This is a genomic window from Pseudomonas sp. X4 (genome assembly GCF_040784925.1).
Taxonomy (GTDB): Bacteria; Pseudomonadota; Gammaproteobacteria; order Pseudomonadales; family Pseudomonadaceae; genus Aquipseudomonas; species Aquipseudomonas putida_Z.
Map to the genome: position 1 here is coordinate 1551611 of NZ_CP160798.1, position 17319 is coordinate 1568929.

Genomic DNA, 17319 nt, shown 5'->3' on the forward strand with positions numbered 1-17319 from the left:
AAACCCGTTACTTCTGCTCTTGTGCCGGAGGAGGTACATCACCCGTATTAGGAGTGGTTTCGCTCTTCTGCTGCTGGAGCACCGGTACATCATCATTAACTGCCGGTTTCTGCGGCTCTTTCACTTCTAGCACTGCTGGATCTGGAAGACCTGCTTGGCTAAGCTGGTGAGCTTGTTGCTTCGCGAAGTATCCTAACCCAAGTGCTGTCAAAAAGAAAGTGGCAGCGAGTATAGCAGTTAATTTACTCAGGAACGTTGCAGAGCCCTGGCTCCCGAACACGGTATTTGAAGCACCCGCGCCGAAAGATGCACCTGCTTCCGCACCTTTACCCTGTTGCAACAGAACCAGCACTACAAGCGACAGCGCTGCCAACAGATGAAAAACAACGATGACTGTTTCCAGCATTTGTTCAGTTTCCTGCGGCGCGACAAATTGCACCGAATTCGTCTGCGTTCAGGGAAGCTCCACCAATGAGCCCCCCATCGATATCCGGCATGCCGAACAGTTCGGCCGCATTGGCCGCCTTCACGCTGCCGCCGTAGAGCAACTGCACCTTCGCAGCCACTTCAGCATCTTCTGCCGCCAGCTGGCCGCGGATGGCTGCATGCACATCCTGGGCCTGCTGTGGCGTGGCCGTAAGGCCAGTGCCAATGGCCCATACAGGCTCATAGGCAATTACTGCATTGGCAAAAGCCTTAACACCGAATGCCTCGATGATACTGCTTAGTTGACGCCCGACAACTTCGAGCGTTTTGCCGGCCTCGCGCTCTTCAAGGGTTTCCCCGATGCAAAGCACTGGCTTCAAACCTTTGGCTTGGGCCGCTGCAAACTTGCGATTGAGCACTTCGTCGGTTTCACCAATGATCTGGCGACGCTCCGAATGACCAATCAACACCAACTTGCAGCCTGCTTCAACCAGCTGTTCCGGAGCAACTTCTCCGGTCAGCGCACCCTGTTCGGGTTGTACTGCAGAATTCTGTGCGCCGACAGTAATTTCCTTACCTGCCAGACCATCGATCACTTGATTGATGAACAAGGCCGGTGGAAACACCGCGACTTCCACTCCGCTCGGCAAGGCCAGATTTCTCAAGCCTTCGGTCAGCTCAGCGACGCTAGCGCGGGTACCGTGCATCTTCCAGTTACCAGCTACCATAGGGCGACGCATGCTTTACCTCGTCGGTCAAAGTGGGCGCAGATAGTACCCAACCCTATCTGCGCTGGCAAGCGCCTTCAGACACAAACTTCGCCAACCAGTTTGGCCAACGCTTCTGCGTGCGCACGCACCTGGCTTTCGTCCTCGCCCTCGACCATCACCCGCACCAACGGCTCGGTACCGGATTTGCGCAGCAGCACGCGGCCGCGACCGGCCAAGGCCTCGGTCACCTTGGCACTGGCTTCCTTGACCGCCGGGTGCTCCAGCGGGTCGACCTTGCTGGCGCCATAGCGCACATTGATCAGCACCTGCGGGCACTTGCGCAGGGCCTGACGAGCCTGGGCCAGGGTTTCGCCACGGCGCTTGAGTGCCATCAGCACCTGCAGCGCAGCGATGATCGCGTCACCAGTGGTGGTGTGATTGCAGCACACGACGTGACCGGAGTTTTCACCACCGACCAGCCACTCACGCTCCAGCAGCTCGGCCATGACGTAACGGTCACCGACCTTGGCCCGCACAAACGGGATATCCAGGTCCTTCAGCGCAAGCTCAAGGCCCAGGTTGCTCATCAGCGTGCCCACTACCCCGCCCTGCAGCTTGCCTCGGTCCTGCAGGTCGCGGGCGATGATGAACAGCAGTTCGTCACCATCGACGATGGCGCCGGTGTGGTCGACCATCAGCACGCGGTCGCCATCACCGTCGAAGGCGATGCCCAGGTCGGCATGACCGACCAGCACGGCAGCCTGCAGCGATTCGATGTGAGTCGAGCCACAGCCTTCGTTGATGTTCAGGCCGTCGGGCTGAGCATGCAGCACGGTCACATCGGCACCCAGCTCGCGGAACACGCTTGGCGCAACCTTGTAGGTGGCGCCATGGGCGCAATCGACCACCAGCTTGAGGCCGTCGAAACTGGTGCTGCTCGGCACGCTGCTCTTGCAGAACTCGATGTAGCGGCCGGCGGCATCGTTGATGCGCGAAACCTTGCCCAGCTTGCCCGAGTCGACAACGGTCATCGGCTGGTCGAGCAATTCCTCGATCATCAGCTCGACTTCATCCGGCAGCTTGGTCCCCTGGCCCGAGAAGAACTTGATGCCGTTGTCATCGTGCGGGTTGTGCGAGGCGCTGATGACGATGCCGGCTTCGGCGTGGAAGGTACGCGTCAGGTAGGCGATGGCCGGCGTAGGCATCGGCCCGAGCAGCATCACGTCGGCACCTGCCGCAGACAGGCCGGCTTCGAGTGCGGACTCGAACATGTAGCCGGAAATACGCGTGTCCTTGCCAACCAGCACCCGGCAGTGGCCTTGCTTGCGGAAGGCCATGCCGGCCGCCCAACCAAGCTTCAGCATGAAGTCAGGCGTGATCGGGTATTCGCCGACACGGCCACGAATGCCGTCGGTACCAAAGTATTTTCTGCTCATAGGGGCTCCAATGTTCTTATTCGGCGTTTTGCACCGCAGCGATCATGCGCACCACATCAACGGTTTCGGCCACGTCATGGACACGAAGGATGCTCGCCCCCTTGGTCATGGCCAACGCCGCCAGCGCGAGGCTGCCGTACAACCGCTCGCCGACCGGACGTTCCAGCGTCAGGCCGATCATGCTCTTGCGTGAAACACCCACCAGCAGCGGGCGCCCAAGGCGATAGAGCGCTTCCATATGCTTGAACAGGCTCAGGTTGTGCGCCAGTGTCTTGGCAAAACCGAAGCCCGGATCAAGGATGATTCTGTTTGCGTCGATGCCCGCCGCAGCGCAGGCGGCCATTCGCTGCTCAAGGTAACGCGTAACGTCGGCGGTCACATCTTCGTAATGTGGGTCGTCCTGCATGTTACCCGGCTCGCCGCGCATGTGCATGAGGCATACCGGCAGGCCGGTATCCGCGGCAGCATCCAGGGCGCCATCGCGCTCCAGGGCTCGCACGTCGTTGATCAGCCCCGCACCGAGGCGCGCCGATTCACGCATGACCGCCGGGGTGGAGGTATCGACCGAGATGACCACATCGAGGCGGCTGTTGATCGCCTCGACCATGGGGGCTACCCGCTCCAGCTCCTCGGTCACCGATACCGCGCGCGCGCCCGGACGCGTGGACTCGCCGCCGATGTCGATCAGCGTGGCGCCTGCGGCAACCATCGCTTCGGCATGACGCAACGCCTCGTCGCGCTGGTTGAAGCGCCCGCCATCGGAGAAGGAATCAGGGGTGATATTGAGAATACCCATGACATGGGTACGCGACAAATCAAGAACCCGGTTGCCGCAAGGCAACCGGGTCGGGTACTGCGCTGAGCTCATAGATGCCCTTAGTGTTGAGCCGCTGGACCGCCGATCGGCGATTCCGGGCGATCACCCTGGGCAGCAGGCTTGCCCGAAGCCGAGTCATCATCCCAGTCGCGCGGTTCGCGGGGGGTACGGCCGGCCATGATATCGTCAATCTGCTCGGCGTCGATGGTCTCGTACTTCATCAGCGCTTCGGCCATGGCATCGAGCTTGTCACGGTTGTCGGTGAGCAGCTGCTTGGCCGTGGCGTAGCACTGGTCGATGATGCTGCGCACTTCCGAGTCGATCAGCTTGGCGGTTTCGCCGGAAACGCTGGCGTGCTGGCTGGCAGCACTGCGACCCAGGAACACCTCGCCTTCTTCCTCGGCGTACATCAGCGGGCCAAGTTTTTCGGAAAGACCCCACTTGGTCACCATGTTTCGGGCGATCTGGCTGGCACGCATGATGTCGTTGGACGCGCCGGTAGTGACACCGTCGAAGCCCAGGGTCATTTCTTCGGCAATACGGCCGCCGTACAGCGAGCAGATCTGGCTGATCAGTGCGCGCTTGGACAGGCTGTAGCGGTCTTCTTCCGGCAGGAACATGGTCACGCCCAAGGCACGACCGCGCGGAATGATCGAAACCTTGTAGACCGGATCGTGCTCAGGCACCAGGCGACCGACAATGGCGTGGCCAGCCTCGTGGTAGGCGGTGTTCTGCTTTTCTTTCTCGGACATGACCATGGTCTTGCGCTCGGCGCCCATCATGATCTTGTCCTTGGCCAGCTCGAACTCTTTCATTTCGACCAGGCGCTTGTTGGCGCGCGCGGCAAACAGCGAGGCCTCGTTGACCAGGTTGGCCAGGTCTGCACCGGAGAAGCCAGGGGTACCACGGGCAATGACCGCCGGGTTGACGTTCTCGCCGACCGGCACCTTGCGCATGTGCACCTTGAGAATCTGTTCGCGACCACGAATGTCCGGCAGGCCAACCACCACCTGGCGGTCGAAGCGGCCGGGGCGCAGCAGAGCCGGGTCGAGCACGTCCGGACGGTTGGTAGCGGCGATGACGATGATGCCATCGTTCATCTCGAAGCCGTCCATCTCCACCAGCAACTGGTTGAGGGTTTGCTCACGCTCGTCGTGACCGCCACCCATGCCGGCGCCACGGTGGCGACCAACGGCGTCGATCTCGTCGATGAAGATGATGCACGGGGCGTGCTTCTTGGCCTGCTCGAACATGTCGCGCACACGGCTGGCACCGACACCGACGAACATTTCCACGAAGTCCGAACCGGAAATGGTGAAGAACGGCACCTTCGCCTCGCCAGCGATGGCCTTGGCAAGCAAGGTCTTACCGGTACCGGGCGGGCCGACCATCAGCACGCCACGCGGGATACGGCCGCCCAGGCGCTGGAACTTGCCCGGGTCGCGCAGGAACTCGACCAGCTCGCCGACCTCTTCCTTGGCTTCGTCGCAACCTGCAACGTCGGCCAGGGTGGTCTTGACCTGGTCTTCGGACAGCAGGCGCGCCTTGCTCTTGCCGAAGCTCATCGGCCCGCCCTTGCCGCCCGCGCCGCCCTGCATCTGGCGCATGAAGAACATGAACACAGCGATGATCACCAGGATCGGGAAGCTCGCCACCAGCAGCTGGGTCCAGATGCTCTGCTGCTCAGGCTGTTTGCCTTCGACGATGACGTGGTTGTCGACCAGGTCGCCGATCAGGCCGTTGTCGGTAATGGCCGGGCGAACGGTCTTGAAATTGTCGCCGTCGGCGCGCTTGCCGGTAATGATGTAGCCGTCGACGGTCACACGCTCGACCTTGCCATCCTTGACCTGCTGGATGAAGTCGGAATAGTTGAGGGTCTGCGGCTCGTTAGGGCTGGAGAAGTTGTTCATCACTGTCACCAGGACAGCTGCGATGATCAACCACAGGATCAGATTCTTTGCCATGTCGTTCAATTCGCTACCCTCTGAGGTCGGCGCACGACGCAGCCGTTCCTCGCATGATATTCATCGCCCTAACTTACTACATTACCTACGCAGCCGCAGGCACCGTCTGTAACCCTTTGTGAAAGCTAGACTACACGAAGTTCGGACGATCCTGACGCAGCGGCCGATTGGAAATAACTATCGGCCACCACGCTTCACGCCTTTCATGCCCCCTTGAAACCCCTGCCCAGCAGGTACTGCTCGCGGGAACGGTCACGCGACGACGACGGCTTGCGCATCTGTACCTTGTCGAACTTGCTGCGCACGTCCTTGAGGTACACGTCAAAACCTTCGCCCTGGAAAATCTTGATCAGGAAATCGCCGCCGGGCTTCAGCACGCGGGTTGCCAGATCGAGGGCCAGCTCGCAGAGGAACATGGCACGCGGCATGTCCACCGCAGGCGTACCACTCATATTGGGGGCCATGTCGGAAATCACAAGGTCCACGTGTGAATCGCCGACGGCCTCGAGAATGCGCTGCAGCACTTCATCATGGGTGAAATCACCCTGGATGAAGGTCACATCGGGGATCGAGTCCATCTCCAGGATGTCGGAGGCGATCAGGCGGCCCTGGCCACCAATCAGACGACTGGTCACCTGCGACCAGCCACCAGGAGCCGCGCCGAGGTCGATCACGCTCATGCCTGGGCGGATCAGCCGGTCCTTTTCCTGGATCTCCAGCAATTTGTAGCTCGCACGCGAGCGGTAGCCATCCTTTTGTGCCTGTTTCACAAAAGGATCGTTGAAATGCTCTCGCAGCCAGTTTGCGCTGCTTTTGGAACGTTGTACCACGGGGCACCTCGATGATATGCGTCGTGATTGACTGGGCGGAGCCGGTGGCCCTCGGGTAAAATGCCGGTCAATTTTACAGAATCAGACGGAAAGGGTCAGATTATGCCGCTCAATAACGAGCAGAAGAAGCAATACAAGTCCATTGGTCATGACCTGAAGCCGGTCCTGATCGTTGCTGGCAACGGTTTGAATGAAGGCGTCATCGCCGAACTGGAGCGCGCCCTGGTCGACCATGAGCTGATCAAGGTCGAAATTCGCTCGGAAGACCGCGAAGAGCGGGCCGAGACCATTGCCGAACTGTGCAAGGCCGGCCGTGCCGAGCTGGTGCAGACCATTGGCAAGAAAGCCCTGATCTACCGCAAGAACCCACAGCCGAACAAGCAGCTGTCCAATATCCACCGTTACAAGTAACGGCACGGGGGCTGCTGCGCAGCCCATCGCGACACAAGGCCGCTCCCACAGGGATTGCACCGACCTGCGGCACAACGCAATCCCTGTGGGAGCGGCCTTGTGTCGCGAAAGGGCCGCAAAGCGGCCCCAGCGATCTCGAGCCGTTTAGCGGCGCACCTTGACCGGAACCGGCTGGGCCACCAGCACGATGCCGGAAAAGCCCAGCACCAGGAAACAGAGCAGCTGCCAGCGCTCGCCAACGGAAATACCGTAGCGCAAGGTGTAATACCCCACGCAGGCACCAAAGCCGAGCAACAGCATCTGGCCACGGAACTGCTGCCACCAGGCCGACAAGCCGTCCACCCTTGCCAGCACCGCCAGCTGGGTCAACAAGCCAAGCAGCGCCACACCGATCAACCAGCGGTCGATCTGCCCGGCGATATCCTGCACCAGCAGCGGCGCCAGGCCACTGACCTTGAGCGCGGGCACCAGCCCCACGTGAAACACCCACAAGCCACCGACCCAGAAAACCTGGGCCAGCTGCCAGAGGATCCCCTCGAGGGATGGCGCCCGCAGGCGCCGGTCAGATGTGCTTGACTTCGACAATCTCGTACTCGACCGTCCCGCTAGGCGTCTTGACGACGACAGTATCACCTTCTTCCTTGCCGATGATGGCACGGGCAATCGGCGCACCGCTCGAGAGTTTGCCCTGCTTCACGTCAGCTTCATCCTCGCCGACGATCTGGTAGGTCACCTCTTCATCGGTTTCGGTGTTGGCCAGTACCACGGTGGTACCGAAAATCACCTTGCCGGTGTGAGGGATGGTGGTCACGTCGATCACCACCGAGTTCTGCAGGCGGCCTTCGATATCGCGGATACGCGCCTCGACCATGCCCTGCTCTTCACGGGCGGCATGGTATTCGGCGTTTTCCTTGAGGTCGCCCAGTTCACGTGCTTCGCCGATGGCCTGGCTCAGGCGCGGGCGCTCGGTCTTGCTCAGGAACAGGTGCTCCTCTTCCAGGGCGCGAGCGCCCTGGACGGTCATAGGGTACTTGGTAATGCTCATGCTTTCAGTCCTGCATGCAGATCCTGCAGGCGACGAACGGTCTTTTCCGGACCGAATTTCAGCGCCTCGCAGATGGCTTCACCGGCCGCAATGGTAGTGGTGCAGTAAATCTTGTGCTGCAGCGCATTGCGACGAATCGAGTAGGAATCGGCGATCGACTGGCGGCCTTCGGTGGTGTTGATGATCAGCGACACTTCGTCGTTCTTGATCATGTCGACCACGTGCGGGCGACCTTCGGTCACCTTGTTCACACGGCGCACCTTCAGGCCAGCCGCTTCGATAACCTTGGCAGTGCCGGCAGTTGCAACCACTTCGAAGCCCAGGGCGATCAGGTCGCGGGCAACGCCAGCCACTTGCGGCTTGTCGTCGTCACGCACGCTGATGAAGGCGGTACCGCCAGTCGGCAGCACTTCGCTGGCACCCATCTGGGCCTTGGCGAAGGCTTCACCGAAGCTGTCACCGACACCCATGACTTCACCGGTCGATTTCATCTCAGGGCCGAGGATCGGGTCAACCCCCGGGAACTTGGCGAACGGGAAGACGGCTTCCTTGACGCTGTAGAAGTTCGGGATGATTTCCTGGGTGAAGCCCAGCTCTTTGAGGGTTTTGCCGGCCATGACGCGGGCTGCGATCATCGCCAGGGAGGTGCCGATGCACTTGGAGACGAACGGCACGGTACGCGAAGCACGCGGGTTGACTTCGATCACGTAGATCTTGTCGCCCTGCAGGGCCAGCTGCACGTTCATCAGGCCGACCACGCCCAGCTCCAGGGCCATTTTCTTGACCTGTACGCGGACTTCGTCCTGCACTTCCTTGCTCAGCGAGTAAGGTGGCAGCGAGCACGCCGAGTCACCGGAGTGAACGCCGGCCTGCTCGATGTGCTGCATGATCGCGCCGATCACCACGTCGGTGCCGTCGCACACCGCATCCACATCCATCTCGATGGCGCAGTTGAGGAAGTGGTCGAGCAGTACCGGGCTGTCGTTGGACACCTGTACGGCTTCACGCAGGTAGCGCTTGAGCTCGTCCAGTTCGTAGACGATTTCCATGGCACGGCCGCCCAGCACGTACGACGGGCGCACTACCAGCGGGTAGCCGATGCCGCCAGCGGCGCTGATGGCTTCTTCTTCGCTGCGCACGGTGGCGTTTGGCGGCTGCAGCAGGTTCAGGCGCTGAACCATCTGCTGGAAGCGCTCGCGGTCTTCGGCGCGGTCGATGGCGTCAGGGCTGGTACCGATGATCGGTACGCCGGCTTCTTCCAAGGCGCGGGCCAGTTTCAGCGGGGTCTGGCCGCCGTAGTGGACGATCACGCCTTTCGGCTTCTCGACGCGGCACACTTCCAGCACGTCTTCCAGGGTCAGCGGCTCGAAGTACAGGCGGTCGGAGGTGTCGTAGTCGGTGGAGACGGTTTCCGGGTTGCAGTTGACCATGATGGTCTCGTAACCGTCTTCACGCAGCGCAAGTGCGGCGTGTACGCAGCAGTAGTCGAACTCGATACCCTGGCCGATACGGTTAGGGCCGCCACCCAGGATCATGATCTTGTCGCGGGTCGACGGGTTGGCCTCGCACTCTTCCTCGTAGGTGGAGTACAGGTAGGCGGTGTCGGTGGCGAACTCGGCAGCGCAGGTGTCGACGCGCTTGTACACCGGGAACACTTCCAGCTTGTGGCGGTGACGGCGCAGGTTCTTGTCTGTGATACCCAGCAGCTTGGCCAGGCGCTGGTCGGAGAAGCCCTTGCGCTTGAGGCGCAGCATGTAGTCCTTGTCGATCGACGACAGGGCCAGGGTCTTGACCTTCTCCTCTTCCTTGATCAGGTCTTCCATCTGCACCAGGAACCACATGTCGATGCCGGTCAGGTCGAAGATCTGCTCGCAGGTCATGCCGGCACGCATGGCGTCAGCCACGTACCAGATACGCTCGGCGCCCGGTACGGTCAGCTCGCGCTTGAGGATGCTGCTGGCTTCAGGGTTGGCCAGGTCGACTTTCGGGTCGAGGCCGCAGGCGCCGACTTCCAGGCCGCGCAGGGCTTTCTGCAGGGACTCCTGGAAGGTACGGCCGATGGCCATGACTTCACCCACGGACTTCATCTGGGTGGTCAGGCGGGCGTCGGCTTTCGGGAATTTCTCGAAGGCGAAACGCGGCAGCTTGGTGACGACGTAGTCGATCGACGGCTCGAAGGACGCTGGGGTGCGGCCGCCGGTGATGTCGTTCTGCAGTTCGTCTAGGGTGTAGCCGACAGCCAGCTTGGCAGCGATCTTGGCGATCGGGAAGCCGGTGGCCTTGGAGGCCAGCGCCGAGGAACGCGAAACGCGCGGGTTCATCTCGATCACGACCATGCGGCCAGTGTTCGGGCAGATACCGAACTGCACGTTGGAACCGCCGGTTTCCACACCGATTTCACGCAGCACCGCCAGCGAGGCGTTGCGCATGATCTGGTATTCCTTGTCGGTCAGGGTCTGTGCCGGGGCAACGGTGATCGAGTCACCGGTGTGCACGCCCATCGGGTCGAAGTTCTCGATCGAGCAGACGATGATGCAGTTGTCCTTCTTGTCGCGGACCACCTCCATCTCGTATTCCTTCCAGCCGATCAGCGATTCGTCGATCAGCAGTTCCTTGGTCGGCGACAGGTCCAGGCCACGGGCGCAGATTTCTTCGAATTCTTCACGGTTGTAGGCGATACCACCACCGGTGCCGCCCATGGTGAACGACGGACGGATGATGCACGGGAAGCCCAGGCGCTCGAGGACGGCGTTGGCTTCTTCCATGCTGTGGGCGATACCGGAGCGCGGGCACTCCAGGCCGATGTCCTTCATCGCCTTGTCGAAGCGCGAGCGGTCTTCGGCCTTGTCGATGGTGTCGGCGTTGGCACCGATCATTTCCACGCCGAACTTTTCCAGAACGCCGTGGCGCTCCAGGTCCAGGGCGCAGTTCAGTGCAGTCTGGCCACCCATGGTCGGCAGCAGTGCGTCCGGGCGCTCTTTCTCGATGATCTTGGCCACCGACTGCCACTTGATCGGCTCGATGTAGGTGGCGTCGGCCATGGCAGGGTCGGTCATGATGGTGGCCGGGTTGGAGTTCACCAGGATGACGCGGAAACCTTCCTCGCGCAGGGCTTTACAGGCCTGGGCGCCGGAGTAGTCGAATTCGCAGGCCTGGCCGATCACGATCGGGCCAGCGCCGAGAATCAGGATGCTTTTGATGTCTGTACGTTTTGGCATGGTTGTCACTCAAATCCGGGGTCAGTCGGCAAGCCGCTTTGAACAATCTGGGTCAGGCGCTTCCGGGCGCGGCGCAAGCCGGCCCGGGGCCTTGAAGCAGGATGCTCAGCGGCGCTTGGCCATGGCATCGATGAAACGATCGAACAGTGGCGCGACGTCGGTCGGGCCTGGGCTCGCTTCAGGGTGGCCCTGGAAGCTGAACGCGCTCTTGTCGGTACGCTCGATACCCTGCAGGGTGCCGTCGAACAACGACTTGTGGATGGCGCGGACGTTGCCCGGCAGGGTGGCCTCGTCAACGGCAAAGCCGTGGTTCTGGCTGGTGATCATGACCACGCCGGTGTCCAGGTCCTGGACCGGGTGGTTGGCACCGTGGTGGCCGTGGCCCATTTTCACGGTCTTGGCGCCAGAGGCCAGGGCCAGCAGCTGGTGGCCCAGGCAGATGCCGAATACCGGGATCTCGGTCTCGAGGATGTCCTTGATCGCCTGGATGGCGTAGTCGCACGGCTCGGGGTCGCCAGGGCCGTTGGACAGGAACACGCCGTCCGGGTTGAGTGCCAGCACTTCGCTGGCCGGGGTCTGGGCCGGCACCACGGTCACGCGGCAGCCACGGGCAACCAGCATGCGCAGGATGTTCAACTTGACGCCGTAGTCGAAGGCGACCACGTGGTATGGCAGGTCAGCGGCTTCGATGGTCGGGTGGCTGTCGGTCTTCAGTTCCCACACGCTGGAGCGCCACTCGTAGCGTTCCTTGGTGGAAACGACCTTGGCCAGGTCCATGCCCTTCAGGCCCGGGAAGGCGCGTGCAGCGGCGATGGCGGCTTCTTCGCTGATGTTGTCACCGGCGAGGATGCAACCGTTCTGAGCGCCCTTTTCACGCAGGATTCGGGTCAGGCGACGGGTGTCGATGCCGGCGATGGCGACGACGTTGTTGGCCTTGAGGTACTCAGGCAGCGACTGGGTGTTACGCCAGTTGCTGGCCAGCAGCGGCAGGTCACGAATGACCAGGCCAGCGGACCAGACGCGGTTCGACTCGGCGTCTTCCGGGGTAGTACCGGTGTTGCCGATGTGCGGGTAGGTCAGGGTAACGATTTGCTGCGCGTAGGAAGGGTCTGTAAGGATTTCCTGGTAGCCGGTCATAGCGGTGTTGAATACCACCTCACCAACGGTCTGACCGTCGGCACCGATAGCTTCACCGCGGAAAATACTGCCGTCGGCAAGGGCGAGTATGGCTGGCTTTGTCAAGAAGACCTCCCGTAAATCAAGCATGAAAGGGCGATCGCAGGTTGCAAAAAAGCGGAGTGACGTATGGACACGTCACCCCGCTTTCATGTGCTGAATTCAATTCGCTGCGCGCTTTTAGTGGACACACTAAAGCTGTAGCTTACAGAAAAGTGCGTTTTCGGTCTACCGCGGATGTGCCTCTAAAACACATCAATGCGACAGGCTGACATCGGCGCCGGCTTCTTCGCGGGCTTGCCCGCTCCCACAAGGCTCCACAAACCTCAAGGCTTGCGCTATCCCTGTGGGAGCGGGCAAGCCCGCGAAGAAGCCAACACCACTCCAACTGCTTAACGCAGCTCGAGCACATCCTGCATGTCGTACAGGCCAGGTTCACGCCCGTCCAGCCACAGCGCCGCACGCACAGCGCCCTTGGCGAAGGTCATGCGGCTGGAAGCCTTGTGGGTAATCTCGACGCGCTCGCCTTCAGCAGCGAACAGCACGGTATGGTCACCCACCACATCACCGGCACGCACGGTGGCGAAGCCGATGGTCTGACGCTCACGTGCACCGGTCTGCCCTTCACGGCCATACACGGCCACTTCCTGCAGGTTGCGACCCAGCGCCTGGGCAACCACTTCACCCATGCGCAGCGCGGTGCCCGACGGTGCATCGACCTTGTGCCGGTGGTGCGCTTCGAGGATTTCGATATCCACATCGTCCCCCAGCACGCGCGCCGCGGTATCCAGCAGCTTCAGGCACAGGTTGACGCCGACGCTGAAGTTGGCGGCGAAGACGATCGGGATGTCCTTGCCGGCTTCGGCCAACTGCTGCTTCTCTTCTGGAGTGAAGCCAGTGGTGCCGATGACCATCGCCTTGCCCGCCTTGCGGCAGAACGCCAGGTTCTTCAGGGTTACCGAAGGGTGGGTGAAGTCGATCAGCACGTCGAACTCATCGACCACCTTGCTCAGGTCGTCGGAAATCGGCACACCAATACGGCCCAGGGCCGCCAGCTCACCAGCATCAGCCCCTACCAGCGAGCTGTCCGGGCGGTCGATCGCCGCCGTCAGGCCCGCCTGGGGAGCCTGCTGCTGCACGGCTTCGACGAGGGTCTTGCCCATCCGCCCTGCCGCGCCCATCACTGCAATACGTCGCATAGCCATTTCCTTGTCAGAGATCGCCGAAGAAGCGCTTCACGCCATCGAACCAGCCACTGGCCTTGGGCGAGTGGGAGCTATCGCCTTCCAGCGAATCACGCAGCTCTTCGAGCAACTCGCGCTGGCGGCGGCTGAGGTTGACCGGAGTTTCCACCGCCACGCGGCACAGCAGGTCACCCGCACCACCACCACGCACCGGGGCAACACCCTTGCCGCGCAGGCGGAACTGCTTGCCGGTCTGGGTACCTTCCGGGATCTTCAGCTTCACCCGACCATCGAGGGTCGGCACTTCCAGCTCGCCACCCAGGGCGGCATCGGTGTAGCTGATCGGTACTTCGCAGTACAGGTGCTTGCCATCACGCTGGAAGATCTCGTGCTCACGCACGTTGATCACCACATACAGGTCGCCAGTCGGGCCACCATGGGTACCAGCCTCGCCCTCGCCCGACAGGCGGATGCGGTCGCCGGTATCGACACCTGCCGGCACCTTGACCGACAGCGTCTTGTATTCCTCGACACGACCTTCGCCGTGGCACGAGGTGCAGGGGTCGGTAATGATCTTGCCCTGGCCATGGCAGCGCGGGCAGGTCTGCTGTACCGAGAAGAAGCCCTGCTGCATGCGCACCTGGCCGATACCGCCACAAGTCGGGCAGGTGGACGGGGTCGAGCCCTTCTTGGCACCGGAGCCGTCGCAAGGCTGGCAATTGACCAGGGTGGGCACGCGGATGCTGACCGTGGTGCCACGCACCGCCTCTTCCAGGTTCAGTTCCAGGGTGTAGCGCAGGTCGCTGCCGCGCTGGGCGCCGCCACGCGAGCCGCCGCGGCCGCCACCGAAGAAGTCGCTGAACACATCGCCGAAGATGTCGGAGAAGTTGGCACCGCCGAAACCGGCGCCACCGCCACCCATGCTCGGGTCTACACCCGCATGGCCGTACTGGTCGAAGGCCGCACGCTTGCTGGCGTCAGACAGCACTTCGTAGGCCTCGTTGGCTTCCTTGAACTTGTCTTCCGACTCTTTGTCGCCCGGGTTACGGTCCGGGTGGTACTTCATCGCCAGGCGGCGGTAAGCCTTCTTGAGGTCAGCTTCGCTGGCGCCGCGCTCGACACCCAGTACCTCATAATAATCACGCTTGGACATAGGTCATTTGCACCTTGTTGGGCGTCTGGCATCTGCGCCGCGCCATCAGCACCTGCCTTTTGCCCACCAGGGCCACTGACAGATGCTGTAAAAATTCTCGAATTCCAGATACGCCAACGCGGGAGCAAGCCCCCGCGCGGCGACATCCTACCAGCTCACCGCCAAACGGCGGTGAACCGGCCGACAACATGCAGGGATTACTGCTTGTTGTTGTCTTTCACTTCTTCGAACTCAGCGTCAACCACGTCATCGTGCTTGGCTTCCGGCTCGGCCTGCTGCGCGCCGCCCTGAGGCTGTTCGGCCGACTGCTCGGCGTACATCTTCTGGGCAACCGGTGCCGATACCTTGGACAGCTCTTCGACCTTGGCGTCGATGGCAGCCTTGTCGTCGCCTTTGACAGCGGCTTCCAGGGCAACAACGGCAGCCTCGATGGCGGTTTTCTCTTCAGCGGTAACCTTGTCACCAGCGTCAGCGACCATCTTGCGGGTCGAGTGAACCAGCGCATCACCCTGGTTACGGGCAGCGGCCAGCTCTTCGAACTTGCGGTCTTCCTCGGCATTGGCCTCGGCGTCACGCACCATGCGCTCGATCTCTTCGTCCGACAGGCCGGAGTTGGCCTTGATCACGATCGACTGCGACTTGCCGGTGGCCTTGTCCTTGGCGCTGACGTGCAGGATGCCGTTGGCGTCGATGTCGAAGGTTACTTCGATCTGCGGCACGCCACGTGGAGCCGGCGGAATGTCAGCCAGGTCGAACTTGCCCAGCGACTTGTTCTGAGCAGCCTGCTTGCGCTCACCCTGCAGCACGTGAATGGTCACGGCACCCTGGTTGTCATCGGCAGTCGAGAACACCTGCGACTTCTTGGTCGGGATGGTGGTGTTCTTCTCGATCAGCGAAGTCATCACGCCACCCATGGTTTCGATACCCAGGGTCAGCGGGCTGACGTCCAGCAGCAGTACGTCTTTCACGTCACCGGCCAGCACGGCGCCCTGGATGGCAGCACCCATGGCCACGGCTTCGTCCGGGTTGACGTCCTTGCGTGCTTCCTTGCCGAAGAAGTCGGCAACGGCTTTCTGCACCAGCGGCATGCGGGTCTGACCGCCGACCAGGATCACATCGTCGATCTTGCTGGCATCGATGCCAGCGTCTTTCAGAGCGATGCGGCAAGGCTCGATGGTACGGGCAACCAGGTCTTCGACCAGAGATTCCAGCTTGGCGCGGGAAATCTTCACGTTCAGGTGCTTCGGACCGGTAGCGTCTGCAGTGATGTACGGCAGGTTCACGTCGGTCGACTGAGCGGAGGACAGTTCGATCTTGGCCTTTTCAGCGGCTTCTTTCAGACGCTGCAGCGCGAGCGGATCGTTCTTCAGGTCCATGCCGGACTCTTTCTTGAACTCGTCGACGAGGTAGTCGATCAGGCGCATGTCGAAGTCTTCGCCACCCAGGAAGGTGTCGCCGTTGGTAGCCAGTACTTCGAACTGGTGCTCACCATCGACTTCGGCGATTTCGATGACCGAAACGTCGAAGGTACCGCCACCCAGGTCATAAACGATGACGGTGTGGTCGCCCTTGGCCTTGTCCATGCCGTAAGCCAGCGCAGCGGCAGTCGGCTCGTTGATGATGCGTTTTACGTCCAGGCCAGCGATGCGACCGGCATCCTTGGTGGCCTGACGCTGGCTGTCGTTGAAGTAGGCCGGAACGGTGATGACCGCTTCGGTAACTGGCTCGCCGAGGTAGTCTTCGGCGGTTTTCTTCATTTTCTTCAGGACTTCGGCGCTGATCTGCGGCGGAGCCATGTCCTTGCCGCTGGCTTGTACCCAGGCGTCGCCGTTGCTGGCCTTGACGATCTTGTAAGGCACCAGCTTGATGTCTTTCTGCACCACGTCTTCTTCGAAGCGACGGCCAATCAGGCGCTTCACTGCGAACAGAGTGTTGTGCGGATTGGTGACCGCCTGACGCTTGGCCGACTGACCAACCAGGATTTCGCCATCATTGGCGTAGGCCACGATCGAAGGGGTGGTACGCGCACCTTCGGCGTTTTCGATGACCTTGACGTTACCGTTTTCCAGAACAGAGACGCACGAGTTAGTGGTCCCCAGGTCGATACCGATGATTTTACCCATGTTAACTCTCCCGAAACTTGAATTTGGTAGCAGCGACTACTTTGGCCAACTGCAGTAATACTTGAAGGCTTGACACCTAGATGGGGATGCCCGGAAGGATTTCAAGCCTTTTCATCAATCGAGGGCTGCGCCGCGCTCGGCGCCTTGCTGACCACCACCATGGCAGGGCGCAGCAGGCGGCCGTTGAGCAGATAGCCCTTCTGGAAGACGTTCAGCACGCTGTTAGGCTCGACTTCGGCGTTTTCCTGCATGGCCATGGCCTGATGATGCTCTGGATTGAACGGCTGGCCGTGCGGGTCGACTGCTTCGAGGTTGTAACGCTTGAGGGTGTCCTGGAACATCTTCAGGGTCAGCTCGACGCCTTCGCGGATCTGCTTGACGTGCTCATCGTCGGCACTGGAGTGCGCCAGGGCCAGTTCCAGGCTGTCGATCACAGGCAGCAGGTCGCCCGAGAACTTCTCGAGGGCAAACTTGTGGGCTTTCTCGACGTCCTGTTCGGCACGACGGCGAGCGTTCTGCACGTCGGCAACGGCGCGCAGCGCTTGGTCCTTGGCGGCGGCCAGCTGCTCCTCGAGTTCCAGGACGCGGGCGTCGGCAGCATTACCTGCACCGGTCTCTTCGACGTTAAGGTCTTTCTCGTTCAGCTGTTCGTCAGCCATGGGGTCTCTCCTGCGCAATTTTGTGGACTGCGAGCCAGGCTCGCCTTGGATGTCGGCTATATGGGGCCGGAAAAACCAGCTTCAAGGGGCAAGGTGGTTTTCCCGGCTGCAACAGAATCTGCCAAGGGGCATTGGCAGGCCTGAAAAAAGTACTGTATAAATAACCA

Annotated in this window: 15 protein-coding genes; 1 reads left to right on the forward strand and 14 read right to left on the reverse strand. The window is 61.4% G+C overall.

What is annotated here, in order from left to right; translation table 11 throughout:
- Positions 1-7: 7 nt before the first annotated feature.
- The 6 genes from secG to rlmE all read right to left on the reverse strand — a co-directional run bounded on the left by secG (position 8) and on the right by rlmE (position 6183).
- A complete protein-coding gene (gene secG, locus ABX298_RS06795; protein WP_015271857.1) occupies positions 8-406 on the reverse strand; it encodes a preprotein translocase subunit SecG in 399 nt (132 codons plus the stop codon).
- Between the two features lie 4 nt (positions 407-410).
- Positions 411-1166 carry a triose-phosphate isomerase gene (gene tpiA, locus ABX298_RS06800; protein WP_025340701.1) on the reverse strand — a complete coding sequence of 252 codons (756 nt, stop codon included), beginning with the start codon at positions 1164-1166 and terminating at the stop codon, positions 411-413.
- A gap of 65 nt (positions 1167-1231) precedes the next feature.
- Positions 1232-2572 carry a phosphoglucosamine mutase gene (glmM, locus tag ABX298_RS06805; RefSeq protein ID WP_075046425.1) on the reverse strand — a complete coding sequence of 447 codons (1341 nt, stop codon included), beginning with the start codon at positions 2570-2572 and terminating at the stop codon, positions 1232-1234.
- 16 nt (positions 2573-2588) lie between these two features.
- Positions 2589-3440: a dihydropteroate synthase gene (folP, locus tag ABX298_RS06810; protein ID WP_075046426.1), complete on the reverse strand. Its 852-nt coding sequence runs from the start codon at positions 3438-3440 to the stop codon at positions 2589-2591.
- 8 nt (positions 3441-3448) lie between these two features.
- A complete protein-coding gene (gene ftsH / locus ABX298_RS06815) occupies positions 3449-5353 on the reverse strand; it encodes an ATP-dependent zinc metalloprotease FtsH (RefSeq protein ID WP_025340704.1) in 1905 nt (634 codons plus the stop codon).
- A 203-nt stretch (positions 5354-5556) separates the two neighbouring features.
- Positions 5557-6183: a 23S rRNA (uridine(2552)-2'-O)-methyltransferase RlmE gene (rlmE, locus tag ABX298_RS06820; RefSeq protein WP_025340705.1), complete on the reverse strand. Its 627-nt coding sequence runs from the start codon at positions 6181-6183 to the stop codon at positions 5557-5559.
- A 102-nt stretch (positions 6184-6285) separates the two neighbouring features.
- On the opposite strand from rlmE, the gene yhbY reads away from it, so the two are divergent.
- On the forward strand, positions 6286-6594 hold the full coding sequence (gene yhbY / locus ABX298_RS06825; protein WP_003249945.1) for a ribosome assembly RNA-binding protein YhbY: 309 nt from the start codon (positions 6286-6288) through the stop codon (positions 6592-6594).
- A 144-nt stretch (positions 6595-6738) separates the two neighbouring features.
- On the opposite strand, the gene ABX298_RS06830 is transcribed toward yhbY, so the two are convergent.
- From ABX298_RS06830 to grpE, 8 genes are all read right to left on the reverse strand, one after another.
- On the reverse strand, positions 6739-7179 hold the full coding sequence (locus ABX298_RS06830) for a hypothetical protein (RefSeq protein WP_049798463.1): 441 nt from the start codon (positions 7177-7179) through the stop codon (positions 6739-6741).
- Complete coding sequence (greA, locus tag ABX298_RS06835; RefSeq protein WP_003249939.1) at positions 7157-7639, reverse strand: transcription elongation factor GreA; 483 nt, start codon at positions 7637-7639, stop codon at positions 7157-7159. The genes ABX298_RS06830 and greA overlap by 23 nt, the downstream gene beginning before the upstream one ends.
- The gene (gene carB, locus ABX298_RS06840; protein ID WP_015271865.1) at positions 7636-10857 is read right to left on the reverse strand and encodes a carbamoyl-phosphate synthase large subunit; all 3222 of its coding nucleotides are present in this window, start codon (positions 10855-10857) and stop codon (positions 7636-7638) included. Before carB ends, greA begins: the two co-directional genes overlap by 4 nt.
- Positions 10858-10962: 105 nt before the next feature.
- Positions 10963-12099 carry a glutamine-hydrolyzing carbamoyl-phosphate synthase small subunit gene (gene carA / locus ABX298_RS06845; RefSeq protein ID WP_025340706.1) on the reverse strand — a complete coding sequence of 379 codons (1137 nt, stop codon included), beginning with the start codon at positions 12097-12099 and terminating at the stop codon, positions 10963-10965.
- 326 nt (positions 12100-12425) lie between these two features.
- Positions 12426-13232 carry a 4-hydroxy-tetrahydrodipicolinate reductase gene (gene dapB, locus ABX298_RS06850; protein ID WP_286100601.1) on the reverse strand — a complete coding sequence of 269 codons (807 nt, stop codon included), beginning with the start codon at positions 13230-13232 and terminating at the stop codon, positions 12426-12428.
- Between the two features lie 13 nt (positions 13233-13245).
- On the reverse strand, positions 13246-14370 hold the full coding sequence (gene dnaJ / locus ABX298_RS06855; protein ID WP_025340707.1) for a molecular chaperone DnaJ: 1125 nt from the start codon (positions 14368-14370) through the stop codon (positions 13246-13248).
- A gap of 197 nt (positions 14371-14567) precedes the next feature.
- On the reverse strand, positions 14568-16493 hold the full coding sequence (gene dnaK / locus ABX298_RS06860) for a molecular chaperone DnaK (RefSeq protein ID WP_025340708.1): 1926 nt from the start codon (positions 16491-16493) through the stop codon (positions 14568-14570).
- Between the two features lie 101 nt (positions 16494-16594).
- Entirely contained in the window at positions 16595-17152 is a 558-nt protein-coding gene (gene grpE, locus ABX298_RS06865) for a nucleotide exchange factor GrpE (RefSeq protein ID WP_025340709.1), read from the reverse strand.
- Positions 17153-17319: the final 167 nt, after the last annotated feature.

Bases quoted from the DNA above. Each gene is read 5' to 3' on its own strand.
- folP (WP_075046426.1), bottom strand. From the start codon at position 3,440: ATGAGCTCAGCGCAGTACCCGACCCGGTTGCCTTGCGGCAACCGGGTT.
- glmM (WP_075046425.1), bottom strand. From the start codon at position 2,572: ATGAGCAGAAAATACTTTGGTACCGACGGCATTCGTGGCCGTGTCGGC.
- carB (WP_015271865.1), bottom strand. From the start codon at position 10,857: ATGCCAAAACGTACAGACATCAAAAGCATCCTGATTCTCGGCGCTGGC.
- dnaJ (WP_025340707.1), bottom strand. From the start codon at position 14,370: ATGTCCAAGCGTGATTATTATGAGGTACTGGGTGTCGAGCGCGGCGCC.
- greA (WP_003249939.1), bottom strand. From the start codon at position 7,639: ATGAGCATTACCAAGTACCCTATGACCGTCCAGGGCGCTCGCGCCCTG.
- tpiA (WP_025340701.1), bottom strand. From the start codon at position 1,166: ATGCGTCGCCCTATGGTAGCTGGTAACTGGAAGATGCACGGTACCCGC.
- dapB (WP_286100601.1), bottom strand. From the start codon at position 13,232: ATGCGACGTATTGCAGTGATGGGCGCGGCAGGGCGGATGGGCAAGACC.
- dnaK (WP_025340708.1), bottom strand. From the start codon at position 16,493: ATGGGTAAAATCATCGGTATCGACCTGGGGACCACTAACTCGTGCGTC.
- yhbY (WP_003249945.1), top strand. From the start codon at position 6,286: ATGCCGCTCAATAACGAGCAGAAGAAGCAATACAAGTCCATTGGTCAT.
- secG (WP_015271857.1), bottom strand. From the start codon at position 406: ATGCTGGAAACAGTCATCGTTGTTTTTCATCTGTTGGCAGCGCTGTCG.
- ftsH (WP_025340704.1), bottom strand. From the start codon at position 5,353: ATGGCAAAGAATCTGATCCTGTGGTTGATCATCGCAGCTGTCCTGGTG.
- grpE (WP_025340709.1), bottom strand. From the start codon at position 17,152: ATGGCTGACGAACAGCTGAACGAGAAAGACCTTAACGTCGAAGAGACC.